Raw genomic sequence first — 25,092 nt, 5'->3', positions numbered from 1 at the left:
ACAGAAGGCGCTGTGCGCGTACTACACGGCGGAGGAGGAGCTGCAAGCCAGCGGGCTGCGAAGCGCGATGGCGCAGGAGCTACCGGGGTACATGATTCCGTCGTACTTCGTGCAGCTGGGGCGTTTGCCGCTGACGCCGAACGGGAAGATCGACCGCAAGGCGCTGCCTGCGCCGGAAGGGGGCGCGAGCGGATCGGAGTATACCGCGCCGCGTACACCGCTGGAAGCGAAGCTGGTCCGCATATGGCAGGAAGTGCTGGGGGTTGCAACCGCCGGCGTGAAGGACAACTTCTTCGATCTCGGAGGACACTCCTTGCGGGCAACGACGCTTGTCAGCAAGATTCACAAGGAGTTGAACGTGGATCTGCCGCTGCGGGACGTGTTCCGCTACTCTACGGTTGAAGAGATGGCCCAAGCGATTGCCCAAATGGAAGAGGGGGCGTTTTCGGCCATACCGGTGGCGGAGGAGAGAGCGCACTACCCGCTATCTTCCGCACAGAAGCGGCTCTTCATCCAGCATCAGCTGGAAGGGGCGGATCAGCTGTACAATATGCCGGAAATTATGCGGCTGGAAGGGCCGGTGGATCTCGATCGCTTCCAAGAAGCTTTCCGGAAGCTGATCGCGCGGCATGAGACGCTGCGTACCAGCTTTGCGATGGTACATGGCGAGCCTGTCCAACAGGTGCATGACGAAGTCGAATTTGCTGTGGAGCACAGCAAGGCTGCCCAAGAAGAGGCCGCGGATATCGTCCGCCGTTTCGTCCGCCCGTTTGATTTGAAGACAGCGCCTTTGCTGCGCGTAGGATTGGTCGAATTGGAGCGAGACGCTCATATCCTGATGTTCGACATGCATCACATTATTTCGGATGGCGTTTCGATGACGATTTTGGTGGAAGAGTTTACTCGGCTCTATGCCGGCGAGGAGCTGCCGCCTCTGCGCATTCAGTACAAAGATTATGCCGTATGGCAGCAATCCGAAGTGTACAAGGAGCGGACAAGTCGGCAGGAGGCGTATTGGCTGCAGAAGCTGGCAGGCGACCTTCCTAAGGTGGATTTGCCTACCGACTACGAGCGGCCGGCGACCCGAAGCTTCGACGGAGCGCACATCGAGTTCGAAGTCGACGTGGCTCTTGCGAAGCAGTTGAACGAGCTGGCAGCCAAGTACGATAGCACGCTGTACATGGTTCTGCTGTCGGCCTATACCGTGCTGCTTTCCAAATACAGCGGGCAAGAAGACATCATTGTCGGAACGCCGGTTGCGGGAAGAACGCATGCCGATCTGGAGCCGATCCTCGGGATGTTTGTCAATACGCTCGCGATCCGCAACTATCCGGCAGGAGACAAAACGTTCCTCGCCTACCTGGAGGAAGTCAAGGAGTCGGCTTTGGGGGCGTTCGAGCATCAGGATTATCCTTTCGAAGAGCTTGTGGAGCGATTGAATGTCAAGCGGGACCCAAGCCGCAATCCGGTGTTCGACACGGCATTCGACCTGCAAAATGTTGACGATCGCGATGCCGACTTCGAAGAATTGAAGCTGCTTCCGTATGATCTGGACGAGGAGGAAGAAGTGAAATTCGATCTCATCCTGTCCATGTACGAAGAAAATGGAGTGCTCAAGGGAGGCTTCCATTATTGCGCCAAATTGTTCAAAGCGGCGATGATCCAGACTATGGCTCAAGATTTATTGTTGGTGCTGGCTCAGGTTTGCGAAGATCCCCAAATCCAATTGAGCGGGGTCCAATTAAATAAACAAGCGGCAAGCCATAAGAACAAGAGCTCGATAGACAGCATTGAATTTGCATTCTAGACAAGCTCCGCAAGGAACAGCTTGTTCATGCCTGAAACAGGAGTGTATGTCCGAATTCGTTCGAGACATGCACTCCGGGCATGTTGTCATCACATCTTAGGGGAGGATACGAATGAAATCCTTGTTTGAAAAGGAAGAAATGTATTGGAACGAAAAGTTCGATGCCGAAGACAGCATGAGCTTCCTGCCCCACAGCAACTTCTCCATAAAAATCAGCAGTGCGGATCATGCGGTAGCACCCGGCGTGATTCAGCGTACGCTGCCGAAGGAGCTGTCCGATCGAATCGTACGCCTCGCCAATGGATCGGATATGGCCTTCTTTATGATCGTATTGGCTGGGGTCAACGGTTTGCTCCATGCCTACACCAAGCGGGAGAACGTACTGGTAGGTATCCCCGCATCGGCACTGAACGATGAGAATCCGCCGATTCAAGATTTTCTGATTATTAAAAATATCATCCGCCGCGAAAGCACGTTTAAATCGCTGCTGGGCCAAATCAAAACGTCGGTCGGCGAAGCTTTGGAGCATCAGCATATTCCGTTCAGAAAAATGATTCATTCCATGAATTTCGAATATACCCCCGATGGTGTGCCTGTCGTTAACACAATGGTTTCCTTTAAAAAAATACATGGGTCTGATTATGCAAAAGCCGTATCGGCCGATACCGTATTTGAGTTTGATGCGGACCATGACTCCATCCGGTTAAGCGTAAGCTTTGACGGCAATCGATACGATCAAAATTTCATGGCCGCGGCGGTCGATCATCTTATGCGGCTGCTGTCTGTCGTCTTGTTTCAGCCGGAGCTTGAGCTCGGCGCCGTGGACATGCTGTCGGAGTCCGAGAAGCATCAGCTGCTGCATGGGTTCAACGATACCGAGACGGAATATCCGCGGGATAAAACGATCCATCAGCTGATCGAGGAGCAGGCGGAACGGGTTCCGGACGCGGTGGCGGTTGTTTTTGAGAAGGAGCAGCTTACTTACCGCGAGCTGAATGAGCGGGCGAACCGGCTGGCCCGGACACTGCGGGCCGAGGGCGTGCAGCCGGATCAACTGGTAGGCCTGATGGTTGGGCGTTCGCTGGAGATGGTCGTCGGCATTCTGGGAATCTTGAAAGCCGGAGGCGCGTATGTGCCGATCGATCCGGAGTATCCGGAGGAGCGCATCCGCTATTTGCTGGAAGATTCAGGGGCACGGCTGCTATTGACGCAGCGGCGTTTGCAGGAGCGAGTATCGTTTGCCGGGAAAGCGATCGCGTTGGACGACGAAGCGGCCTACAGCGAGGATGGCTCGAATCTGGAGGCGGTCACCGGACCGAACGATCTGGCCTACGTGATCTACACGTCGGGAACGACGGGCAAGCCCAAAGGGGTATTGGTAGAGCATCGCGGGCTGAGCAGCTTGAAAATGATGTTCGGGGAAACGCTGCAAATGAGCGAGCGGGACCGAGTGGTCCAATTTGCCAGCTTGTCGTTCGATGCGTCGTGCTGGGAAATTTTCAAAGCATTATTTTTTGGCGCGGCTTTATATATTCCGACGGCCGAAACGATTCTGGACTATCGATTATTCGAGAGCTTCATGAACGAGAACGGGATTACGGCAACGATCTTGCCGCCGACGTATGCGGCCTATTTGAACCCCGATCGGATGCCGAGCCTCGAAAAACTGATTACCGGAGGTTCAGCCGTTTCGGTCGAATTCGTTCAGCAGTGGAAAGACAAAGTGCAGTATTTTAACGCCTACGGTCCGACGGAAGCTTCGATCGTGACTTCGGTTTGGGCAGCTTCAACGGGTGCTGTCGACCGAAAATCGATTCCGATCGGCCGTCCGATTCAGAATCACCGGATTCATATTGTAGATTCGCAGCTGCAATTGCTGCCGGTCGGTGTGGCGGGGGAACTGTGCGTCGCGGGGGTAGGATTGGCCCGCGGCTATTTGAATCGTCCTGAGCTGACCGCAGAGAAGTTCGTGGACAATCCGTTTGCGCCGGGCGAGCGGATGTACCGGACCGGCGACTTGGCCAGATGGCTGCCGGACGGCAGCATCGAATATATGGGCCGCATCGACCATCAAGTGAAAATCCGCGGCTACCGGATCGAGATTGGCGAGGTCGAAGAGCAGCTCTTGAAGATCGCATCTGTTCAAGAAGCGATCGTTATCGCGCGTGAAGACGCAAACGGACAAAGTCAGCTGTGCGCCTACTTCGTGGCGCAAACGAAGCTGAAGGCGACTGAGCTGAAGGAAGCCATGGCGAAAGAGCTGCCGGGCTACATGATTCCGTCGCACTTTGTGCAGCTGGAACGGATGCCGTTAACGCCGAATGGCAAAATTGACCGCAAGGCGCTGCCCGCTCCGGAAGCAAGCCATTACGAAACGGAATACGTTGCGCCGCGCACGCTGCTTGAAATGAAACTGGTCCAAATCTGGCAGGAAGTGCTCGGTTTAGATAAGATAGGAATAAAGGACGATTTTTTCGAGCTCGGCGGTAACTCGATCAACCTGATGCGGTTAATTCAACGAATCTATGACGAAACGGGAAGAGAAATCCCGCTGCATAAAGGATATCAGGATGTAACTATCGAAGCGATGGCGCGTGAGAATTGGGAATCTGGGTTTGAGCAGGACGCCAATCATTTTATGAAGCTGAATAAGCATGGGGCGACGAATTTGTTTTGCTTTCCTCCGGGAAGCGGATTCGGCATAGGTTATCGGGGATTGGCGGATAGACTGGAGAATCGGTACGTGGTGTATGCGATTGATTTCATTGACGATTCCGAGAACTACGAGGACATGCTGAATCGTTATGTGGACGAGGTCATCCGCATCCAGGATCAGGGGCCTTACATCTTCCTTGGGTACTGCTTCGGCGGGAATTTGATGTTCGAAGTAGCCAAAACGATGGAAAAGAGAGGGTACCAAGTATCGGATCTGATCATGGTAGATTCGTGGATTAAGGAGACCTTGACACCGGCGGCTACGACGGAAAACGAGCTGCTGGAAACAATGGAGGATTTGACGGAAACGGAAAAAGAATTGCTGGAAAACCCCTTGATTCGGGAGCGTGTCCAGCAAAAGGTGCGTGCGACCTTGACGTACGAGGCGCAATTGATCAATACGGGCACCGTTCACGGAAACATTTACGAGTTAGTCGCGGAAGACAGCGATGCTTTCCGATTGGAGCACCAACTGCCGTCATGGCGCGGAGCCGCCGGGCAAGCCTATACGGAATATAAGCTCGCAGGCGCTCACGAAAAATTGCTGGAACCCGAATGTATAGATGGAACGTCGATTGTCATTCAGCGGATCCTCGATCAAATCGTGGAACAGAATGACACATCCCGAAAGGTGCTGCATGGAGGCTGAACGGCGCCCGCATGCTTTGAAAGGGGATAACACGGTGGCGCAAAAACGAAATCAGGTATTGGCCCTATGGACAGCATTCCATTGGTTATTAACATTTGTAAACAATCACAGGGGCTGGATGATCGTTGGAACCGCCTCTGCCATTGCCGCGGCCGTGATCGAAGTATGGACGGGCAGCTTGATCGAACAGTTGACGTCCCAAGCTGAGAATGGGGCGGGGCCGATCGTCACGCAAATCGTCTATACCGTTTTTATCGTCATTTTGATCGGGGTGCCCGCCAAATATTTTATGGTTTATGGTGTGGAGCGGAGCAGCGCCCTGGCGGTAAGAGATATTCGCAACCATGTGATGAACCATGTGGGGAAGCTGCCTATTCATTACGTTGAAAAACAACATTCGGGCGACGTGCTTTCGCGGATAAGCAACGACATCCAGCTCATCCATCAATTCATGATCCGGGATTTGGCGCAATGGTTTTATCATCCGTTGCTGTTTATCGGCTGTTTCATTTATTTAATATGGATTCAATGGGAGCTTATGCTGTACAGCTTGCTGCTGTTTCCCGTTTCCTTGCTGGTTTCGCAATGGATTGGGAAGCAACTGCAGCAGCTGACGGAAGAAGCTCAGGCCAATATGGGACGGATGAACGTCAATTTGCAGGATACGCTCGGGGGAATGCCGATCGTTAAGAGCTATTTATTGTCGGGAATGATGTTCCGCTCTTATCAAAGGCTGCTGCAATTGACGGCGCAAAAAAAGCTTGCCGTGAAAAAGAGGGAGGCGTGGGTAAACCCTCTCTTGTCTACGCTGATGCTTAGCCCAATCATCTTTGCCGTGAGCTACGGAAGCTATTTGATTTCCAAAGGCTTGCTCGGTACGGGGGAATTAATCGCCTTCCTTTATTTGTTGAATTTATGCTTGGAGCCGCTTGACCACATTCCCGAGCTGATTACGCATACGTTTGAAATGACCGGCGCTTTAAAACGGATCTCGGGGATTCTGGAGCAGCCTGTCGAGAACCAAGAAGGGCATTCTATTGCGCTAACAAGCGGTCCGCCCGTTGCGTTCGATAACGTTTCTTTTGCTTACGAGGGCAGTCCCCCCATCCTGCGTAACCTGAATTTTACGGTGCCGGAAGGGGCAACGATCGCTTTAGTCGGAGCGAGCGGCGGGGGAAAGAGCACGGTTTTTAAGCTGTTATGCGGTTTTTACTCTTTGACTGCGGAGCAAGGGACGATCAAAGTGTTCGGTCAGTCGATCAACGGCTGCAATCCGGACAAACTGCGCGCCCATTTGTCCGTCGTTACCCAAGATTCATATTTGTTCAGCGGCACCGTAGCTGAGAATATCGCCTACGGCCGGGAGCATGCATCGATGGATGAGGTGATCGAAGCCGCAAAGTCGGCTCATGCGCACCATTTTATTATGGAGCTTCCCGAAGGATATCAAACGAATGTAGGGGAGCGGGGCGGATTTCTTTCCGGGGGACAGCGTCAGCGGATTGCCATTGCGCGGGCCCTGCTTAAGAATGCTCCGATTCTGCTGTTGGACGAACCCACGTCCGCTTTAGACCCCGAGTCTGAAGGCTCCGTCCAGGAGGCGCTGAGCGTGCTCATGAAACAAAGAACGACCATCGTTATCGCTCACCGCTTGTCGACCGTCCAGAACGCGGATCAAATCTGGGTCATGGAGCAGGGGCAAATTGTTGAAGCGGGCAGCCATGCCGAGTTATTGGAGAAGAAGGGATTATACGCTCAATCGTACCATCAGGAGTTTACCGATCTTGCGAAGCGCAAGGAGGCGGTTTATACATGAAGACAGGCGGATTAATCTCATATGCCAAAGAGCTTGGGTACTTGATGCGATTCATGAACCGAAAACGAAAAACGAATTACTACATCGGTCTGAGCGTAACGGCGGTCACTCAAACTTTATTTCTCGTATCGTTTAGCTTGGTCGTCCAAAGTCTGGTCAATTTTGCCGAGACCCGGGATACTTCGCTGCTGTTCCAAGCCTTTTACATTCTGGCCGGCGCTTTGCTGCTGGAAAACGTCATTTCTCCTTGGTTTACATACATGTATCAAAGAAGCGTAGAGTTTACGGTACTGGAAATCCGGGAGCGGCTTTATCATAAGCTTTGCCGGCTACGGGCGAAATACTTGGAGCAGACGCATAATGGAGATTTGCTCTCGCGGGTCAATAATGATGTAACGACCGTAGAGACGACGTACTCCACCATTTATTTCGTGATGCTGCTGCAAATCATTTTCAGTATCGGCTCCATCGTGGCTATGCTGCTCATTCATTGGCAGTTTGCCTGCGCTTCGCTGACGATTCTGCTGCTGTCCTTTTCGATTAGCATCCGGTTTGTCCGGCAGATTCGAAACCTGTACGAGCAATCGCTTCAAGGGCTGGCGAAAATGACGGAAAAGTTTCTGGACTTTATCGGAGGCATTCAACTGGTCAAATTGTTCCATATCCGTCCGGTCTACTCTCAATATCGAGGCCTGAATGAGCAAGTGACGCAGATTGCGGTGCAAACCGCCAAAAAAAGCGGGATGCTGACTGCCGTGAATCATTTTGTCAGCTACGTTACGTTTTGCGGGATTATCGTCATCGGCAGCTTGTTATATGCCTACGGCCTGATTGGAATGGGAAGCGTTGCGGCGCTGGCCGTGCTGCAAATCAACTTGACCCATGCCATCATGAATTTCGGCACCGTGCTGTCGCATGCGCAAAATTCGCTGGCCGGAGCGCACCGGATCCAAGAAATATTGGATGAAGAAGAAGAGCCGGAGCGGATCGGCTCGCCGGTGAGTGAACTCGTTTCGGAGGCCATGGTCGAATTCCGGGACGTGGAGTTTTCTTACCAAACGGATAAGCGGGTTCTGCAAAAGCTCTCCCTTCGGGTCTATCAGGGACAGGTCGCGGCAATCGTAGGAGCAAGCGGCAGCGGCAAGAGCACCTTGATCAAATTGCTGCTGGGCTTTTACCCGGTCGACCGGGGAGAGATTTTGCTGCAAGGCAAGCCGTTCGGGCACTATACGCTCGAAGAGATCCGCGGCCAAATCGCCTATGTGCCGCAAGACGCTTTTCTGTTCAGCGGAACGATCGAAGACAATATCCGTTACGGGAATCCGCAGGCGACAACGGAGGAAGTCATAGAGGCCGCGAAAGCCGCCTATGCCCATCATTTTATTCAAGAGCTGCCCGAGCAGTACAACACCCAGGTAGGGGAGCGGGGAGCGTCGCTATCGGGCGGGCAAAGACAGCGCATTGCGATTGCCAGGGCGATCTTGAAAAATGCACCGATCCTGCTGCTGGACGAGGCAACGTCGGCTCTCGATAACGAGTCGGAATATTGGGTGCAGCAAGCCCTGAACGAGTTGATGAAAGGACGTACGACCATTATGATCGCCCATCGCCTAAGCACCGTGGAGAAAGCGGATTTCATTACGGTCATGAATCAAGGGACGATCGTGGAGCAGGGCACGCATCAGAAATTGCTTGAACGCGGAGGCCACTACACGAGGTTATACGGATAGTTGGCGGGGAGGGGCACCGGGCCAGCACCCGGCTTAGCCAGCCGCAAATGCAAAAAACAGGCAGAAGCCGCTAACGGCTCCTGCCTGTTTTTTATGCGCTGCTGCGCAGTTTGTGACTTATTTGCCCTGCTTCACTTCGTTCAAAAGCGAGAGATCGAGGAATTTGCTCAGATCCAGCTCCTCTTTCTTCACGTCCTTGATGTATCCGGCCTCGATGGAGACGCGGGCCATTTCTTCGATCGCTTCCTTGCTGACGTCCGTTGTCAGATTCAAGTGGGAGATCGCCGCTTTAATCAAAGCGACATCCATTCCTTTTCCGCTGAGCGCCTTCAACTGGTTGTTGATCAGTTCATACGCTTTGTCCGGATTTTTCTTGATAAAATCAATCGCGTCTGCATTGGCCTGAATGGCTCCCTTTGCCAGCTCACGGTTGTCTTTCAGAAACTTGTCGCCGGCAACGAGAATCGTGAGCGGATAATTGCCGTTGTTCGGCGGAATTTGATCCCACGGCACGATCACTTTGCCGATGCCTTCTTGTTCCATCTGCGTGGCCCACGGCTCGGGAATGAGCGTCGCGTCGATTTCTTTCTGGCGCATCGCTACGAGCGTATCCGCCGGAGCCCGGGCAATCAGCTGCACGCCGCTCTTGTCGGTCGTCACGTTCAGATTGTTCTGCTTCAGCAGCAGGCGGAGCGAAATTTCGTTCGTGCTGCCTTTCGTCGGGATGGCGACGGTTTTGCCGACCAAATCCTTGACGCTGTTGATGCCGGAATCTTTGCCGGCTACAAGCACGGCGCCTCCGTTATTCGAACCGGAAATGACGCGGAAGTTTTTGCTTTTCAGGAACTGGTTCGTCGAAGGGCCGGGACCGACGAAGCCGAGGTCGATCTGATCCGTAGCCAGCGCGGTGGAGAAGTCGGACCCGTTGTCGAACGGCGTCACCTCGATCTTGACGTTCTCGCCCCAATATTTCTTGAACAAGCCTTGCTCCAGTGCGACATAGCCCGGTGCATGAGTAACGTTCTTGAAGATGCCGAGCCGTACCGTTTTCGCCGCGGCCGGTTTGTTCGCTCCGGCGGCTCCGTCTTTCGGCGCTTCCGTTTTGCTTCCGCAGGCGGAAAGCGCAAGCGATGCAGTCAGAACGACCGCCAATAGTGTAGACCACTTTTTCATCGTACCGTTTCTCTCCTTTGTTTAACACCGGCCGTTCGGCCGTGTTGCCCCCGATTGGTTATTTTTTGCCGCTGATCAGGCCGTAGCGCAGTAATAGTTTATCCTCAAGCCGCTTGAAGCAAAAATGGTCGGACACCGTGCCGAGCACGGCAATGATGATCACGATGCAGAGCATAAGCGCCGTATCCGCCAGATTGCGGCCGTCCTGCAGCAGCTGTCCGAGCCCGACGCCCTTGGCGATCAGCTCGCCCGCGACAAGCGCCCGCCAGGCAAAGGCCCAGGCGACGCGAACGCCGGTAATCATGTGCGGGAACGCGGCGGGGACCATGATTTGGTAAAACATACGCATGCCGTCGCCGGTTCCCATCGTTTGCGCGGCCTTGATATATATGGAAGGGATATTTTTGATCCCCGTCCGGCTGGCCATCGCCATCGTCCATGTGGCGCCCAGCGTGGTGATGAAGATTACCGAGAAATCGTTCATTCCGAACCAGATGATAGCAAAAGGCAGCCAAGCGATACTCGGAATCGTCTGCAGCGCCACGACCAGAAAGCCGATCGTGTCGTCGATTAAGCGGTACCGGGCGAACAGGAAGCCGAGCACCGTGCCGACCACAATCGAAATGGCAAAAGCGAGCAGAAGCCGCGTCAGGCTTTGAAACGTCGCTTCAAGCAGCTGGCCGTGGACGAATCCGTCGTAGAACGCTTGAAACGTCTGGGTGACGGAAGGGAACTTCCAGCCCCAGTCGAATATTCTAAATCCCGCTTCCCACGCTATCAAGAGCAGAACCAGGAAGAGGCCCCTTCTTAATGCTGTACTCATCGCCCATCTCCTCCTTTACCACTTTTTCCAGCTCGTCGGCCAGCGCATCCATAATGCTGGCTTCCACGTGATGCAGGACGGAGTCGGCGTAATCGCGGGGACGCGCCGCCTGAACGGCGAATTCCTTCTTGATCTTCCCGGGGCGGGTCGACATGACCAGCACGCGGTCCGACAAGATGACGGCTTCGCGGATGTTATGCGTAATGAAGAGGATCGTTTTGCGCGTCCGCATCCAAATTTCTTCAAGCTCCTTGTGCAAAATGAGCCGGGTCTGTTCGTCCAGTGCCGCAAAAGGCTCATCCATCAGCAAAATTTCCGGGTCCATCGCCAGTGCCCGGGCAATGGCTGCCCTTTGCTTCATGCCGCCCGACAGCTCATGCGGGTAGCGGTCCGCGAATTTGCTCAAATGCACCGCTTTGATCTGCTCCATCGCCATCGCTTCGCGGTCCTTTTTGCCGATGCCTTTTTGCTTTAGTCCGAACGCGACGTTATCCAGCACCGTCAGCCAAGGGAACAAAGCATGCTCCTGAAAGACGACGACGCGGTCGGGTCCGGGCGCACTGCAGGGCTTGCCGTTCACCGTAATAGTTCCCTGCTCGGCTTGCTCCAGGCCGGCGACCAGATTGAGCAGCGTGGATTTGCCGCATCCCGACGGGCCGAGCAGCGAGACGAATTCGCCCTTGCGGATCGTCAGGGAAACGTTGTCAATGGCGGTAAAGCTGCCGCCGGTACGCTGATGGAACGTCTTGCTGACGTCTTTGATTTCAATCAATGGGTTCACTCTCCTCGAAGAGACATGAGAAAATGCATAATCAACTATACCAACTTATTTTATAGGAATTGGGTGTATTGTCAACTACAAATTTTGCAGGATTTCGCGGTCTTTTGTCGAATGGTAGAGGAAGACCACATTTTTCCTATTTATATAGAAAGGTATGGGTGTGAATGAAGCGAATGAAGCGAGTCGCGGTGCTGGCCGCGATCATTAGCGGAGCGTTCGCCGCCGGCGTTTACGCCGAGGACGTTTTGCAGCGGGTTGACGCTTACCTGCGTCCCGATTTCAACCTCGTGCTGGACGGGGAATCCGTCAAGCTGTCGGAATCGCCGCTGGTGTACAGGGACAAGAGCTACCTGCCGCTGGCCGATCTGACCCGGCTGCTTGGCGCTAACCTGCTCTGGAGAGAAGATACGAAGACGATCTACATCAACAGCCGGATCAATCCCGAGCAGAAGCCGGAGGATTCGAATCAGGAGTACGAATCGATCGAGCTGTCCGACCCGTACTCGATTACGCTCAAATACCTTGGGGCCGAGTATCCGATGCTTCTGACGTACAACAAGAAGAACATGTCCGCCTATGTCCCGTACTACCGGGAAATTGACGTCAAACGGATGGGTATCGATACGAGCGGCTTGAAGAAAGCGCGGGAGCGCCTGACCGGCGTGGTGTACATCAATGAGCAGGAGCTGAAGAAGCGCTGGCGGCAAAACCCGGAGCAGGTGTATTCCACCAAAGGTGACAATTACATCATCAACGGGGAAGTCAGCCCGAAAAAGATCGATGCGCTGCGGACGTACATCAAAAATTCGCAGATGCTCAAGTATGGAGAAATGGTGTTTTACCAAAAAGCGGTCATTATCGACAAGCGCGAGGAAGAGGATGAGTACGATTACTTGTTCCACGAAACCGTGCAACTGCCCGTTGCTCCGAACAGCCCTCCGCCGCCGAACGGAGGCGTGGTCAAACGTTTTGTGCTGGGGCGTGTGAAGCTGACTAAAAACAACGCTTCCTCCGAGCTCAGCTATATCGTCAACATGGTCGACCGCATAGATTTGCAGGAGGAAGCCAACAAACGGGGCACTCGTTAATCTTCGTGTTTCCAATAGAGAATGGCAATTTGCGTCCGGTCTCTCAGGCCGAGCTTGCTCAAAATCTCCGATATGTAATTTTTGATCGTCCCTTCGCTCAGGAACAATTCCTGGGCGATTTCTTTATTGGACAGCCCTTCTGCGATTTTCTCGACGACCTGCTTCTCCGTAGGGGTGAGGCCGTACGATTCGAACCTGGCAAACGGGTCCTTGCGGCTTAGCGTCACTTGTTCCAAGGCCGCCTCCGCTTGCACTTGCGCGGGAGACTGGGGATGAATCCAGCCCGTCAGCTTGCGGGCGATATCCGGATGGATGAGCCAGTTGCCTTGGTGAACCGTTTTAATGCCTTGCACGATCCGGTCCGGCGGGATATTCTTGAGCAGGTAGCCGCTTGCGCCGTTGCGCAGCGCCTCGACGATATAATCGTCGTCGTCGAAGGTCGTCAGAATGAGCACGCGGGTATCGGGTGATGTCTGCTTGATGCTTAGCGTGCCTTCGACCCCGGAGCAGTTAGGCATTCGAATATCCATCAGCACGACATCGGCGGTTTGTCCGTCGGTAAAAAAACGGTGGGCTTCGTTTCCGTCACCGCACGCTCCGACTACGCGTAGTTCCGGGTCCAGCTCCAAAATCATTTTCATGCTTTCGCGGATAAACGGGTCGTCATCAACAATCAATACTCGAATCATGGCAGCATTACCCGCCTCCTCATGGTTGGAATCTTTCGTCGGTGTCTCTTATTGCGCACCGGGCGTCGGCACGAGGGTCGTGACGACGAACCGGCCGTCGGTTTGAATGAGGAGCTCTCCGCCTACAAGCCGCGTCCGTTCCTCCATGCCGCTGAGACCGAGTCCCCTGCCCATAGCGGCCGAATCCGGCAGCGTCCCGTTGTTGGAAACGGTCATGGAAACGTTGGACTCCTCGAAGCTCAGCTCGATAAGCACCTCGGTAGCCTGCCCGTGACGAAGGGCATTGGTCACGGCTTCTTGCGCATTCCGGTAAAGCACGATTTCAAGACTCGGATAGAGCGGGCGCGGCATGCCGGCGATTTCGCAGCGAATTTGAAGCTGCGGGTCGGCTGCGAAGTCCTCGATCAGCCGTTTGAGCGAGAAGCTCTGTCCCTCCTCCGCCGGCGGCTTCATCCGCCGGACCGTCCGCCGCAGCGTCTCCATCGCTTCCGTCAGCTGATCCCGGACGATCCGGGTCATCTCCATGCCTTTCTCCGGCTGCCCGGGCGAAATCCGGATGATCGCTTCCAGCATCATTTTCAGCCGGATCAGCTTATGTCCGAGATCGTCGTGAATTTCATGCGAGATCCGGGTCCGCTCCTCTGTCTGTGCCAACTGCTCCACCTTGCCCGCGTATTCGACAAGCCTTCGGCGGGCGGCATCGAGCTCGTAGGCTTTGCTTCGCAATTCGTCGTACACTTGCTCCAGCTCCCTCTTCCGGTCGCCGGTTTCCGCCCAGCCGTACAGCAGCAGCGCGCCGGTGGCCAGCAGCAGATTCGCCGTAAGCTTCAGCTCCATGTCGGGATGGGAGGTCAGCGAAACGTTCAACAGCATAGCCTGCAGCGCAAGCAAAAACCAGCGGAGTCCCGAGCGCTCCTTCAGCATATAAGCCGTCAACGTGGAATAATGACAGGCGAACATCATCCCTTCCATTTGCAGGCTGAGCCAGGTGACGAACAGCATTTCGGCCGCAGCCGCCAGGTTCTGCGCCCGCCTCGGCAGCCACGAACGGCTTATTTCCGCAATGGCAAGCAGGACCAGCGTGTAGAAAGCGAGCTGTCCGCTTTGTTCGAGCGGCAGCATATAAGCCGTACTGACGGCGGGAAAAAGAATCAGTGCGTATCGCAGCAGTAATAGCATCCCTTATGCGCCTCCATATGCGATTATATCATAAGGCGGGCCGGCGTGACTTTCGTCATTCCCAATAAATGACGAAAGCTACCTGTTTTGCGTCACGAAGGGCGATACAATACAATCAAAGCAGATCACCTTACAAGGAGCGGGCTCACGTGTCATTTATCGAAATCAAGGATGTCGTCAAACGGTACGACGGCAACATTTCCGTAGATCATTTGAATCTAAGCATCCGGCAGGGGGAAGTATTCGGTCTGCTCGGACCGAACGGAGCCGGGAAAAGCACCACGATCAAAATGCTCTGCGGGCTGCTCAAAATCGATCAAGGGGAAATGCGGATCGATGGCATTTCCGTTACCGCCAGTCCGCTTGAGATCAAGCGGAGGATCGGACTCGTGCCGCAGGAGCTCGCGATTTATGAAAACTTGACGGCCCGCGAAAACGTTACGTTTTTCGGCAAGCTGTATGGTCTGCGGGGAGACCTGCTGCGCGAGCGGGTGCAGCAAGCGCTGGAATTCGTAGGGCTGTCGGATCGTCAGGGCGAAAAACCCGGCGCTTATTCGGGAGGGATGAAGCGGCGCCTGAACATCGCGTGCGCGATTATGCACCGGCCGAAGCTAATCATTATGGACGAGCCGACGGTCGGGATCGACCCGCAATCCCGCAATCATATCCTCGATTCGGTCCGTCAGCTGAATCAGATGGGCTCGACGATCATTTATACGAGCCATTATATGGAAGAGGTTGCTGCAATCAGTACGCGGGTCGGGATTATCGATCACGGTCATTTGATCGCCTGCGGCACACAGGAGGATTTGCGGGCGCTTGTCTCCTCGGACGAGAAGCTGCTCATCAAAGTCGCGGAGGTCAAGGAAGAGGCCGTATCCGAGCTAAAGGCCCATCCGCGCATTCAGCAAGTGGCGATAAACGACCGGACGCTTGAAATTTATTTGCCGACCTCGCCCAATTCGCTGCAGGACATTTTATATATTTTATCGAAGCATCAGGTCGTCATTCAATCGCTGAGCCGCGTGGAGCCGGACCTGGAGGCGCTGTTCCTGTCGTTGACGGGGCGGACGCTTCGGGATTAGGGGGCGGAGAGCATGCGCATTTTATGGACCGTAGCCGGTTACGAGCTTCTGCGGTTAAGCCGCAACAAAGTGGTGATGCTCGTTTTGTTCTTGCTGCCGCTGATTCTGATCTTAATTCTGGGCGCAGCGCTCTCCAAGGAGTTTAAGGCGGAGGATGTCAAGATCACACCCGTGAAGGTCGCCGTGGTGAATCAGGATCCAAGCCGGTGGAGCGAGCCGCTTAAAGCGTATTTGGACAATGCAAGGACGAAGGAAATTCTCCAGCCGCAGGAATTGTCCAGCCGCGACGAAGCGGTGCGTGCGCTTCAAGAGGGAAGAGCCGAATACGGGCTGATCGTGCCAGAGGGATTCGGGGAAGCTTTGCTGCAGGGCAAGCCGGCTTCGTGGGAGCTGATTGCAGGCAAAGACCGGGGACAGAACCTGATCGCCGAGACGGCGCTGGAAAGCTATCTCGCTTACGCGAACAGCATGCAGGCTGCCGCATTGACTTTGGGGCCGCAGGCCGTAATGACTCAGCTGGCGGATGCATCCGTTTATGCCGGCATTTCGGAATCTTTCGTTACGACAGGCAGGCTGGGAAACGAGGGCAAGGAATATACGGCGCTTCAATATTATGCCGTCTCAATGCTCGTCATGTTCATGCTGTATGCCGGGATGACGGCATCTATCAGCCTGATAAACGAGCGTGAAGGTCACACGCTGTTCAGACTTGGCTCCATGCCGGTTACGATGAATCAGATTATATTCGGCAAAATGCTCGGGAACAGCCTTCTGACCTTGACTCAGGCGGGTGTCGTCATCGGTGTGACGCACTATGCGTATGGCGTCGACTGGGGAAATCGTCCGGTCATCCTACTTGCGGTATGTCTGGCCGTTACGCTGGCTTCGATGGCGCTGTCGATGCTGAGCTCGCTGTACTGCCGCAACATCAAGTCGGTGACGATGGCGTTCCAGATCGTCATTATGCTGATGACCTTTTTAAGCGGGGGCTTTGATCCGCAGTTAGGGGCGCTTGAGCGGATCGGGCAATTGACAGTCAGTCATTGGGCCATGCAAAGCATCCTGCAGATGATGCTGGATGGAAAACCGCAGCTCGTGCTGCATCATGTTACGGTTTTGGCTGCGATCGCCGCCGCGCTGGCGGCCGTTGCCTTCGCGGCGTACCGGAAGGTGGGATACCGTGAATAGTTTGTTTATTGCCGTCAATTTAATCAAGAGGACGATCGGAACCCGGAGAGGCTTTCTGTTGTTTATCGTGTCGCCGGCCTTGGTCGTGTCGCTCATTATCGGCTTTGCCGCGAAGCAGGACGAGAAGGCATCCGTCCTTTATATCAATGCGGACGAAGGGCCGGTAGGCAGGCATATTTTGCGGGAGCTTGAGCATACCGGCCGCTATCGGCTTTCCGCTGCGGCAACACCCGACGCGATGCGAACGGCGGTGATCGAGCATAAGGCGGATGCTGCTTTCATCGTTCCCACGGGCTTCTCCGAAGGGTTGGAGGAAGGCAGGGGCATACATGTGGAGCTGCTGGAGCTGTCCATGAGCGAGGCGTCCTTCACGCTGCGGATGAGCTTGGACCAAACGAGCCGCCAGGTGAGCACGGCAATGCGCGCGCTGGACGCTTCGGGTCAGGCCGGCGACCGGCTGAATCTCGTGCTGGAGCAGCTGGAGAAGCATCAGGTTCGCGCGACGCGCACCGATTACGGCTGGTACGCCAGTCCGGCGCTCGGCCTCGCAACAGGCATCCTGTTGATGTTCCTGATGGGGCTGGTCAACAGCTCCGTCTCCTTTATGGTCGAAGACCGGAAGAAAAAAACGATGAGTCGAATGTTTGCGGCTCCCGTCCGCGCCTACGAAATTATGCTTGGCAACTTCCTCGGGAGCTTCGCGGTAGGCACGCTGCAAATCGTGCTCGTGCTGGCGTTTACCCGGTATGCGATGAACTTTTCGTACGGGCTGCCTTTCATGCAGCATCTGCTTGTGATGGAATGCTTCCTGCTGGCGGTCATCGGTATCGGCAGCGCGGTGGCCGGATTGATCCGCAACAGCGAGAATATCGGCGCGATCAACTCGATGGTATCGGCACCGACCTGCATGCTGGGCGGCTGCTTCTGGCCGGTTTCGATCATGCCCGAGTTTATGCAGAAGCTGGCCAATTTCGTGCCGCAAACCTGGGCGATCGAAGCCATTCGCAGGCTCGGCTCCGGTCAAGGGCTAGGGGATATCGCCATGCATCTGGGCGTGCTGGGACTGTTCGCTCTGGTGCTACTCGGCATCGGCTCCGTCGTGATGAAGCCGGGCGAAACGGAAGCCGGCTGAGTGGCGGGAGGCAATCGAATATACGTTAAGACGTCTTCGCCTTGGAGCGGAGGCGTTTTTCGTTCAGGACGCACATCGGCCACAAAAAAATAGGTTCAAAAAACGTTAAAAAAATCAATAATCCAAGTTGCTAAATCATATGATTCATAATAAGATAGAACTAAGAAACAGAATAGTCAGAAAATTCTATCAAAGAGATAGGCCTGTTCGACTAGCGTTCACGCCAATACACACGCCGGCAGCAGCACGGACCGAACCAGAAGACGTCGCTGTTCATTAAGCAAGATATCATCAAGGAGGGGATTGCCGTGAGCAAGAGTCATGAAGTGGAATACTGCAACCTTGAGTTACGGTTTGACCGTCTGCTAATCCGTAACTTCATCAAAACACTCATTCAAGAAGGCTACTCGCTCTATTGGAACGAGAGTGACCAACAGTTTATCGTCTCGATCCGTACCGGCCGCAAGCTGGTAAAGCTGCGGTTTCAGCGGATTGGCGAGCGGTATAAAATCGTGGGCAATTATTCCTTCAAAGACGAAAAGCTGGCGGAGCTGATGGAAAAGATGATCGGCGATACCCGAGGTCACGCGGTAGTAAAGCGCTTCAAAGACCGGCAGATTCTGATTGAAAACATCATGTTCGGCGAAATCATCCGTATGGTTGAAATTTCGGGGGTGGAACATAAGGTGTTATTCCAAAAGGAACCAGTGGTCACGGTGGAAGAAATGATGCAGGCGTTCCGGTCCAGACGACCGGACGAACGGATTCCGGTGCTGCGGCTGGAGCTGGATTACGAGCTGGCTACGCTGCATGATGCGCTTGAAGAGGGAGACCGGGAAGCGGTCGAACGATGTAAGGAGAGGCTGATGGAACTGCGGCATGAGATGCTGCTGCTCGAAATGTAATATCATCTGGCTGAGGAAAGGCGTTGGCGGAACGTACCGCAGCGCAGCGAACAGCCGCTGAACGGCCTGTGCGAGGTTAGGAGCACAGGCCTTTTTAACGTGTTATAAAATGGGCGGGGTCGCACGAATTCCTTCAAATGCGTTCATTACCAATTGCTGCACATAGGCATCGTCCAGTTTTTCGCCTGTCACAAGCAAGCGATAGAAAATCGGCCCGTAAAGGAGATCGATGCATAATCCGATATCGAGATTTTTTTTCAATTCCCCGCGACGAATCCCTTTTTCCAGAAGCTGACTGGCCTCACGCCGGCGGGGCTGGAAATACCGGGTCCGATAGGCTTCAGCCAATCCGGGATCAAACTGCCCTTCGCCCAATAACTCCGTAATGATGGTCCCCTCCCGACTTGTCAAAAATCGGGTTACATTCGTAGCGTGAATGAGAATATCGTTCAAGGTCGAGCCCGTATCAGGCACGGGTAACCTTGCCGAGGCGGCAAAAAGAAACCCGTCCATAACAACGGCAGCTTTGTTAGGCCACCATTTATAAATCGTGGCTTTGCTGACTTTGGCGCGATCTGCAATTTTGTCAACTGTGACCGCTGCAAAGCCATTTTCCAGCAATAATTCGTAGGAAGCGGAAAGGATAGACTTTTGAGTTTCGACATTACGCGGCCGACCTCTTTTGCCGTGCACTGTAATCATCCCTTTCGTAAATTTCACGTCTTCAACGGAAATATAAACTATACGTTCAGTATAACGATTATGGATAAAAAAGAAAAATTGAAACTGCCTATTTACAAAACTGAACGTTCAGTATATTATTTCATTATCGATTTAGTAAACTATACGTTCAGTATTTAATAAAACAATTAGGAGGGGAATAAGCACTAACACAAGGAAAAAGCTGCTTCGAATCATAGTCGCCGGTTGATTGTTAGTCGGGTTTGTGTAGGGATTGTTGAGCATTTTATTTTAATAATAAGGAGTTGCCTAAGATGACTACTTTAAAAAACAAACAAGCCGTCGAGAAAAATATTCCGAAATGGTTAACCATTCTTCTGGCGACGGCATGCGGTATCATCGTCGCTAATCTTTACTATGCACAGCCCTTAATCGGGTTAATTAGTTCTTCCATCGGACTCTCCGAAAGCAGTGCCGGCTTTATCGTCACGCTAACGCAGATTGGTTACGTTGTCGGCTTGTTATTCATCGTGCCTTTGGGAGATATCGTTGAAAATCGCAGGCTGATCGTCGTATCGTTACTTCTTACAGCAGTAGCCCTTGCAGCTGCCGCTATGGCGAAACAGCCGTTGCTTTTCCTGGTTGCGTCCCTTTTTATCGGGTTGGGTTCGGTTGCAACCCAAGTACTTGTCCCTTTTGCTTCCTATCTGGCAACAGAAACGACACGCGGCCGTGTTGTCGGCAATATCATGAGCGGTTTGTTGCTTGGAATCATGCTATCGCGTCCTGTGTCCAGTCTGGTAGCCGATTTCTTTGGCTGGCATGCCATATTCGCTTTGTCTGCCGCAGCGGTTGTTATTTTGGCGGTCGTTCTGTTGAAAGTGCTGCCTGCAAGAAGGCCGACGACAAACGCACACTATGCGGCTCTACTTGGTTCGATGTGGCACTTGCTGCGAACGACCCCGGTTTTGCGCCGCCGCGCTGCGTATCATGCGTGTGTGTTTGCGACATTCAGCTTATTTTGGACGACCGTTCCATTATTGTTATCCGGCCCAGTTTTTCATTTTTCACAGAAAGCCATTGCGTTGTTCGCTCTTGCCGGAGTCGCGGGTGCGATAGCGGCCCCCGTCGCCGGACGGTTGGCCGATCGCGGCTGGACGCGTTCCGGAACATGGATAGCGCTCGCTACGGTCGTCATTTCTGTACTGTTGCCGCTCATGATCCAAACCGGTTCGCCCGTCAGAATCGCCGTTCTGGTCATTTCAGCCATATTGTTGGACGCGGGAGTATCCGCAAATCTGGTGTTTGGCCAACGCGCGATCTTTTCCTTGGGACCGGAAATTCGCAGTCGTCTAAACGGGCTTTTCATGGCTATTTTCTTTTTCGGCGGAGCTATCGGTTCCTCAATTGGGGGATGGGCGTATGCCTCAGGGGGATGGAGTACGGTGTTATGGATCGGAATAGCTTTTCCGGTCGCGGCCATGCTTTATCTTGCTACGGAGAAGAAGTAGAATCGATTATTTCTGTCATCGAAAAACGATCAGGATTAAATCTATTTCATTAAATAAGCCGGCCATTTGGTCGGCTTGAGCTTGTTGAGAAAGTGGTTTTACAAAAATAGAGATGCAAACGGAAGTGGATACCCCAACTCCCAACGTTACCTCTATAACCTCATTTGACTACAAAAGAGATTCATCGATTTCATACATTGTACAAAAGTCCGTTTTGTGTTGAATATGCGCATGAAAATAGCATTGTTAACGTGTGCATTTCTATGTTATGATGAGTGGGAGGTGGTCCCATGAGTGTTACGATCAAAGACATCGCCAAACTGGCCGGCGTGTCGCATACGACCGTTTCCCGGGCATTGAATGACAGCCCGCTGATCAACCCGGAAACGAAAGAGCGCATCAAAGCGATTGCAGGAAGCATGAACTATACTCCGAATTACAGCGCGCGAAGCTTGGTGCTGGATCGATCATACAATTTAGGGCTGTTTTTTACAACCCTGCATACCGGTACCTCCGCCGGATTTTTGTACGAAGCCATCAAGGGTGTGAACGACGTCATTAAAGACGATTACAACTTGATCGTGCGGGGGATTGACGATTACAAGAGTTTTCATAAAGTGAACCGTAAAAACTTCGACGGCATCATCGTCATGAGCCAAAGTGAAAGCGACCAGTCGTTCATCGAATATGCTTCGGACAAAGAGATTCCGCTTGTGGTGCTGAACCGTCCCGTCGAGAGCGTCCAAGTGATGAACTTCGTCCCGGACGACCAGAGCGGCGCTTATCGGCTTACGGAGTACTTGGTGCAGCAGGGACACCGCCATATTGCGATCATCGAGGGGAAGCAGGGGTTCAAATCGACGCAAGCCCGCCGCGACGGGTATCGCGAGGCGCTCCGCGAGCACGGGATCTCCGTGCCGGAAGCGTATTACGCCAGCGGCAATTACGATCTGGAAAGCGGTCACGCGGCCATGAGCAAGCTGCTGGAGCTGCCCGACCGGCCGACCGCCGTCTTTTGCTGCAACGACGATATGGCGCTCGGCGCGGTGAAAGCCGTGACGGAGCGGGGATTGTCGGTGCCGGAAGACATATCGGTGGCGGGCTTCGACGACCATCTGTTCTCGGCTTTCATGTCGCCTGCGCTGACCACGGTTCGCAGACCGATCGAAGAGCTGAGCCGGGCTGGGGCGGAGACGCTCCTGAAGTTCATCGAGACGAAGCATTCGGAAAAGTCGCTCGTTCTATTCCATACGGAGCTGGTCATTCGCGACTCCGTCAAATCCATCTAATTCGTTTGGGGAGGCAAGTAACATGAGCGTACTTAGAACGCTTCTGCAAGACATCCCGATTCCGCAAATGGTCCGCATCCGTCAAAAATTCGACGGAACCCGGCTGGAGCGCCCGACCGAGGATTTGGAGCGTGAGCTGGCGAAGCCCGGCACCATCGACCGGATCAAGCCCGGCCAGCAGGTGGCCGTGGCGGTAGGCAGCCGCGGCGTGGCGAACATCGCCGCCTTCACCCGGACGACGATCGATGCGATCAAACGGGCAGGCGGCCATCCGTTCATCGTTCCCTGCATGGGCAGCCACGGAGGCGCGACCGCCGAAGGGCAGAAGGAAGTGCTGCACCATCTCGGCGTTACGGAAGAAGCGATGGGAGTGGAGATCCGCTCGACGATGGAGGTCGTGCAAATTGACCAGCTGCCGAACGGGCTCCCGGTTTACGTCGATAAATACGCGTATGAGGCCGACGCCATCGTCGTCATCAATCGGGTGAAGCCGCACACCGCCTTCCGTGGCAAAATCGAAAGCGGCATTATGAAAATGATTTCCATCGGACTCGGCAAGCAAAAAGGAGCGGAAGCGTGCCACCAGCTCGGCTTCAAATATATGGCGGAAAACGTGCCGGCCATGGCGCGGATTATGATCGAAAAGCTGCCGATCCTGTTCGGCGTGGCGCTGGTGGAAAATGCATACGACGAAACGTGCATCGTCGAAGTGCTGCCAGCAGCTCAGGTGGAGGAACGCGAGATGGTGCTGCTTGAGATCGCCAAGGCGCGGCTGCCGAAAATTTTGTTCGATCAAATCGACGTCCTGGTCATCGATTACATCGGCAAAAACATCAGCGGCGACGGCATGGACCCGAACATTACCGGCCGTTATCCGACGCCGTACGCACATGGCGGCCCCGACGTGTCCAAGATGGTCGTGCTCGACACGACGCCAGAGACGAAAGGCAACGCCAACGGCGTCGGCACGGCCGATTTCACGACGCAGCGGCTGGTCGACAAGATGGATTTAGCCGCGACTTACGCCAACGGGCTGACTTCCACCGTATGCGCTCCGACCAAAATCGCAACGACGCTTGAGAACGACCTGTACGCCATCAAAGCCGCGGTCAAAACCTGCAATATTTTGGATTATACCCAATGCCGGCTAGTGCGTATACGAGATACACTGCATTTGGGCGAAATCGAGATTTCGGTCAATCTGCTCGAGGAAGCGAAGCTTCATCCGGATATCGTGATTTTGACCGAACCGTACGATCTGCCATTCAACAGCGAAGGGAATCTGGTATAAATGAGTGGTTTGTCTGTACCCAAGCCTTACATTATCGCCGCGGATATCGGCACGACAAGCACCAAGACGCTGGTGATCGACCGGAGCGGACGCGTGCTTGCGTCCCATGCGGTGGAGTATCCGCTTTACACACCCAAACCGGACAGGGCCGAGCAGGACCCGGAAGAAATTTTTCAAGCGGTTCTTACCGCCATTCGCGAAGTCGTCCGCAAAGCGGCCATTTTGCCGGGACAAGTGCTGTGCGTCTCGTTTAGCTCGGCGATGCACAGCCTGATCGCGGTGGACCGCGATTTGACTCCGCTGACGCGCTGCATCACGTGGGCGGACAACCGCAGCGTAGGCTACGTCAAAGTGCTAAAGGAAGAGTTGAACGGCCATGACATTTACCGGAACACGGGCACTCCGATTCATCCGATGTCGCCTTTGCTGAAGCTGATGTGGTTCAGGGACAATCGGCCGCACCTGTTCGAGCAGGCGTATAAGTTCATCGGCATCAAAGAATACGTGTTCGGCAAGCTGTTCGGCAAGCTTGTGATCGATTACTCGCTGGCAAGCTGCACCGGGCTGTTCAACCTGCGGGAGCTGGCGTGGGATAAGCAGGCGCTTGAAGCCTGCGGCGTCCGGCCCGAGCAGTTGTCGGAGCCCGTATCGACCACGCACGTGCTGCAAGGGCTGACCTCCGGGGATGCAGCCTCGATGGGGCTCGCGGCGGATACACCTTTTGTCGTAGGCGCGTCCGACGGTGTGCTGGCCAACCTCGGCGTCGGCGCGTTCGAGCCGGGCGTTTACGCGGTGACGATCGGGACGAGCGGCGCTGTCCGCGGCGTCGTGCGAGAGCCGCTAACCGATCCGAAGGGCCGGCTGTTCTGCTATGCGCTCAAGGAAGATTTCTGGGTGGTTGGCGGCGCGATCAACAACGGCGGCATCATGTTCCGCTGGGTGCGCGATCAGCTTGCGACGGCGGAAGCGGAGGAAGGGCGTCGTCTGGGCATGGACCCGTACGACTATTTGACGTCTTTGGCCCGCGAGGTGGCTGCAGGCTCGGACGGACTCATCTTCCTGCCGCTGCTTGCCGGCGAGCGGGCGCCGTACTGGAACGCGAACGCACGCGGCGTATTTTTCGGGTTGTCACTCTATCATCAGAAGAAACATATGATCCGGGCGGTGCTGGAGGGCGTCATGTACCGGATTCATTCGGTCGTTTCCGCGCTGGAGGAGCTCAGCGGCCCGACCCGGGAGGTGCGTGCCTCCGGCGGCTTTGCCCGCTCTTCGTTCTGGCTTCAGATGATGGCCGACGTACTGAATGCGAACGTCGCCGTGCCGAATACGATCGAAAGCTCCGGCCTCGGGGCCGCGCAGCTCGGCATGCTGGCGCTCGGCGAGATTAACGATTTCTCCAGCGTTCACGATTGGATGCAGGTGGATCAGTCGCTTCGCGCAAGCGAGCCGAACCATGAAGTATATCAACAGTTGACAAAAATTTATAATCGTGTGTACCATCAGTTGAAGGATGAGTTTGATGCCATCGCCGCCTTTCAACAGATTCACACGAAATCTTAG

At 54.3% G+C, this 25,092-nt stretch carries 19 protein-coding genes; 13 read left to right on the top strand and 6 right to left on the bottom strand.

All coding sequences use genetic code 11. The features are described from left to right. From QMG93_RS33570 to QMG93_RS33555, 4 genes are all read left to right on the top strand, one after another. On the top strand, window positions 1–1,807 hold a 1,807-nt coding region (locus QMG93_RS33570), incomplete at its 5' end, for a condensation domain-containing protein (protein ID WP_281944268.1). A gap of 112 nt (window positions 1,808–1,919) precedes the next feature. Then, the gene (locus tag QMG93_RS33565; protein WP_281944267.1) at window positions 1,920–5,171 is read left to right on the top strand and encodes a non-ribosomal peptide synthetase; all 3,252 of its coding nucleotides are present in this window, start codon (window positions 1,920–1,922) and stop codon (window positions 5,169–5,171) included. Continuing rightward, on the top strand, window positions 5,161–6,987 hold the full coding sequence (locus tag QMG93_RS33560) for an ABC transporter ATP-binding protein (protein ID WP_281944266.1): 1,827 nt from the start codon (window positions 5,161–5,163) through the stop codon (window positions 6,985–6,987). The genes QMG93_RS33565 and QMG93_RS33560 overlap by 11 nt, the downstream gene beginning before the upstream one ends. Continuing rightward, window positions 6,984–8,717, top strand: coding sequence for an ABC transporter ATP-binding protein (locus QMG93_RS33555; protein ID WP_281944265.1), 1,734 nt, complete (start codon window positions 6,984–6,986; stop codon window positions 8,715–8,717). The genes QMG93_RS33560 and QMG93_RS33555 overlap by 4 nt, the downstream gene beginning before the upstream one ends. A 117-nt stretch (window positions 8,718–8,834) precedes the next feature. On the opposite strand, the gene QMG93_RS33550 is transcribed toward QMG93_RS33555, so the two are convergent. From QMG93_RS33550 to QMG93_RS33540, 3 genes are read right to left on the bottom strand one after another with little or no spacing between them, the layout of a single operon-like run. Continuing rightward, window positions 8,835–9,890: an ABC transporter substrate-binding protein gene (locus tag QMG93_RS33550; protein WP_281944264.1), complete on the bottom strand. Its 1,056-nt coding sequence runs from the start codon at window positions 9,888–9,890 to the stop codon at window positions 8,835–8,837. 58 nt (window positions 9,891–9,948) lie between these two features. After that, complete coding sequence (locus tag QMG93_RS33545; RefSeq protein ID WP_063177657.1) at window positions 9,949–10,713, bottom strand: ABC transporter permease; 765 nt, start codon at window positions 10,711–10,713, stop codon at window positions 9,949–9,951. After that, window positions 10,646–11,485 carry an ABC transporter ATP-binding protein gene (locus QMG93_RS33540; protein WP_281944263.1) on the bottom strand — a complete coding sequence of 280 codons (840 nt, stop codon included), beginning with the start codon at window positions 11,483–11,485 and terminating at the stop codon, window positions 10,646–10,648. Before QMG93_RS33540 ends, QMG93_RS33545 begins: the two co-directional genes overlap by 68 nt. 182 nt (window positions 11,486–11,667) lie before the next feature. On the opposite strand from QMG93_RS33540, the gene QMG93_RS33535 reads away from it, so the two are divergent. Next, window positions 11,668–12,582 (top strand): stalk domain-containing protein, encoded by a 915-nt coding sequence (locus tag QMG93_RS33535; RefSeq protein WP_281944262.1) that lies wholly within the window; start codon window positions 11,668–11,670, stop codon window positions 12,580–12,582. Here the strand turns inward: QMG93_RS33535 and QMG93_RS33530 are convergent. Together QMG93_RS33530 and QMG93_RS33525 are read right to left on the bottom strand one after the other, a co-directional pair. Then, a complete protein-coding gene (locus QMG93_RS33530) occupies window positions 12,579–13,271 on the bottom strand; it encodes a response regulator transcription factor (RefSeq protein ID WP_281944261.1) in 693 nt (230 codons plus the stop codon). The genes QMG93_RS33535 and QMG93_RS33530 overlap by 4 nt on opposite strands. A 48-nt stretch (window positions 13,272–13,319) precedes the next feature. Beyond that, on the bottom strand, window positions 13,320–14,450 hold the full coding sequence (locus QMG93_RS33525) for a sensor histidine kinase (protein WP_281944260.1): 1,131 nt from the start codon (window positions 14,448–14,450) through the stop codon (window positions 13,320–13,322). A gap of 149 nt (window positions 14,451–14,599) precedes the next feature. Here QMG93_RS33525 and QMG93_RS33520 point away from each other — a divergent pair, with 149 nt between their 5' ends. The 4 genes from QMG93_RS33520 to QMG93_RS33505 all read left to right on the top strand — a co-directional run bounded on the left by QMG93_RS33520 (window position 14,600) and on the right by QMG93_RS33505 (window position 18,760). Continuing rightward, on the top strand, window positions 14,600–15,535 hold the full coding sequence (locus QMG93_RS33520; protein WP_281944259.1) for an ABC transporter ATP-binding protein: 936 nt from the start codon (window positions 14,600–14,602) through the stop codon (window positions 15,533–15,535). Between the two features lie 12 nt (window positions 15,536–15,547). Then, entirely contained in the window at window positions 15,548–16,723 is a 1,176-nt protein-coding gene (locus QMG93_RS33515) for an ABC transporter permease (RefSeq protein ID WP_281944258.1), read from the top strand. Beyond that, complete coding sequence (locus QMG93_RS33510) at window positions 16,716–17,855, top strand: ABC transporter permease (RefSeq protein WP_281944257.1); 1,140 nt, start codon at window positions 16,716–16,718, stop codon at window positions 17,853–17,855. The genes QMG93_RS33515 and QMG93_RS33510 overlap by 8 nt, the downstream gene beginning before the upstream one ends. 308 nt (window positions 17,856–18,163) lie before the next feature. Continuing rightward, window positions 18,164–18,760: a hypothetical protein gene (locus tag QMG93_RS33505; RefSeq protein WP_281944256.1), complete on the top strand. Its 597-nt coding sequence runs from the start codon at window positions 18,164–18,166 to the stop codon at window positions 18,758–18,760. Window positions 18,761–18,862: 102 nt separating this feature from the next. On the opposite strand, the gene QMG93_RS33500 is transcribed toward QMG93_RS33505, so the two are convergent. Then, window positions 18,863–19,462: a TetR/AcrR family transcriptional regulator gene (locus QMG93_RS33500; RefSeq protein ID WP_281944269.1), complete on the bottom strand. Its 600-nt coding sequence runs from the start codon at window positions 19,460–19,462 to the stop codon at window positions 18,863–18,865. 293 nt (window positions 19,463–19,755) lie between these two features. Here QMG93_RS33500 and QMG93_RS33495 point away from each other — a divergent pair, with 293 nt between their 5' ends. The 4 genes from QMG93_RS33495 to gntK all read left to right on the top strand — a co-directional run bounded on the left by QMG93_RS33495 (window position 19,756) and on the right by gntK (window position 25,092). After that, window positions 19,756–20,952: an MFS transporter gene (locus QMG93_RS33495; protein WP_281944255.1), complete on the top strand. Its 1,197-nt coding sequence runs from the start codon at window positions 19,756–19,758 to the stop codon at window positions 20,950–20,952. A 290-nt stretch (window positions 20,953–21,242) separates the two neighbouring features. After that, window positions 21,243–22,241, top strand: coding sequence for a LacI family DNA-binding transcriptional regulator (locus QMG93_RS33490; RefSeq protein WP_281944254.1), 999 nt, complete (start codon window positions 21,243–21,245; stop codon window positions 22,239–22,241). A gap of 22 nt (window positions 22,242–22,263) precedes the next feature. Next, a complete protein-coding gene (locus tag QMG93_RS33485) occupies window positions 22,264–23,532 on the top strand; it encodes a lactate racemase domain-containing protein (RefSeq protein WP_281944253.1) in 1,269 nt (422 codons plus the stop codon). After that, window positions 23,533–25,092, top strand: coding sequence for a gluconokinase (gene gntK / locus QMG93_RS33480; protein ID WP_281944252.1), 1,560 nt, complete (start codon window positions 23,533–23,535; stop codon window positions 25,090–25,092).

It is taken from the genome of Paenibacillus tyrphae, assembly GCF_027925525.1.
In the GTDB taxonomy this organism is placed as follows: Bacteria; Bacillota; Bacilli; order Paenibacillales; family NBRC-103111; genus Paenibacillus_G; species Paenibacillus_G tyrfis_B.
This window is presented reverse-complemented; position numbering and strand designations above follow the sequence as displayed.

What these genes read in the sequence shown, in the direction of transcription:
- QMG93_RS33530 (WP_281944261.1), bottom strand. Translation starts at nt 13,271, where the DNA reads ATGATTCGAGTATTGATTGTTGATGACGACCCGTTTATCCGCGAAAGC.
- gntK (WP_281944252.1), top strand. Translation starts at nt 23,533, where the DNA reads ATGAGTGGTTTGTCTGTACCCAAGCCTTACATTATCGCCGCGGATATC.
- QMG93_RS33535 (WP_281944262.1), top strand. Translation starts at nt 11,668, where the DNA reads ATGAAGCGAGTCGCGGTGCTGGCCGCGATCATTAGCGGAGCGTTCGCC.
- QMG93_RS33515 (WP_281944258.1), top strand. Translation starts at nt 15,548, where the DNA reads ATGCGCATTTTATGGACCGTAGCCGGTTACGAGCTTCTGCGGTTAAGC.
- QMG93_RS33500 (WP_281944269.1), bottom strand. Translation starts at nt 19,462, where the DNA reads ATGATTACAGTGCACGGCAAAAGAGGTCGGCCGCGTAATGTCGAAACT.
- QMG93_RS33490 (WP_281944254.1), top strand. Translation starts at nt 21,243, where the DNA reads ATGAGTGTTACGATCAAAGACATCGCCAAACTGGCCGGCGTGTCGCAT.
- QMG93_RS33565 (WP_281944267.1), top strand. Translation starts at nt 1,920, where the DNA reads ATGAAATCCTTGTTTGAAAAGGAAGAAATGTATTGGAACGAAAAGTTC.
- QMG93_RS33525 (WP_281944260.1), bottom strand. Translation starts at nt 14,450, where the DNA reads ATGCTATTACTGCTGCGATACGCACTGATTCTTTTTCCCGCCGTCAGT.
- QMG93_RS33485 (WP_281944253.1), top strand. Translation starts at nt 22,264, where the DNA reads ATGAGCGTACTTAGAACGCTTCTGCAAGACATCCCGATTCCGCAAATG.
- QMG93_RS33560 (WP_281944266.1), top strand. Translation starts at nt 5,161, where the DNA reads ATGGAGGCTGAACGGCGCCCGCATGCTTTGAAAGGGGATAACACGGTG.
- QMG93_RS33555 (WP_281944265.1), top strand. Translation starts at nt 6,984, where the DNA reads ATGAAGACAGGCGGATTAATCTCATATGCCAAAGAGCTTGGGTACTTG.
- QMG93_RS33495 (WP_281944255.1), top strand. Translation starts at nt 19,756, where the DNA reads ATGACTACTTTAAAAAACAAACAAGCCGTCGAGAAAAATATTCCGAAA.
- QMG93_RS33550 (WP_281944264.1), bottom strand. Translation starts at nt 9,890, where the DNA reads ATGAAAAAGTGGTCTACACTATTGGCGGTCGTTCTGACTGCATCGCTT.
- QMG93_RS33545 (WP_063177657.1), bottom strand. Translation starts at nt 10,713, where the DNA reads ATGAGTACAGCATTAAGAAGGGGCCTCTTCCTGGTTCTGCTCTTGATA.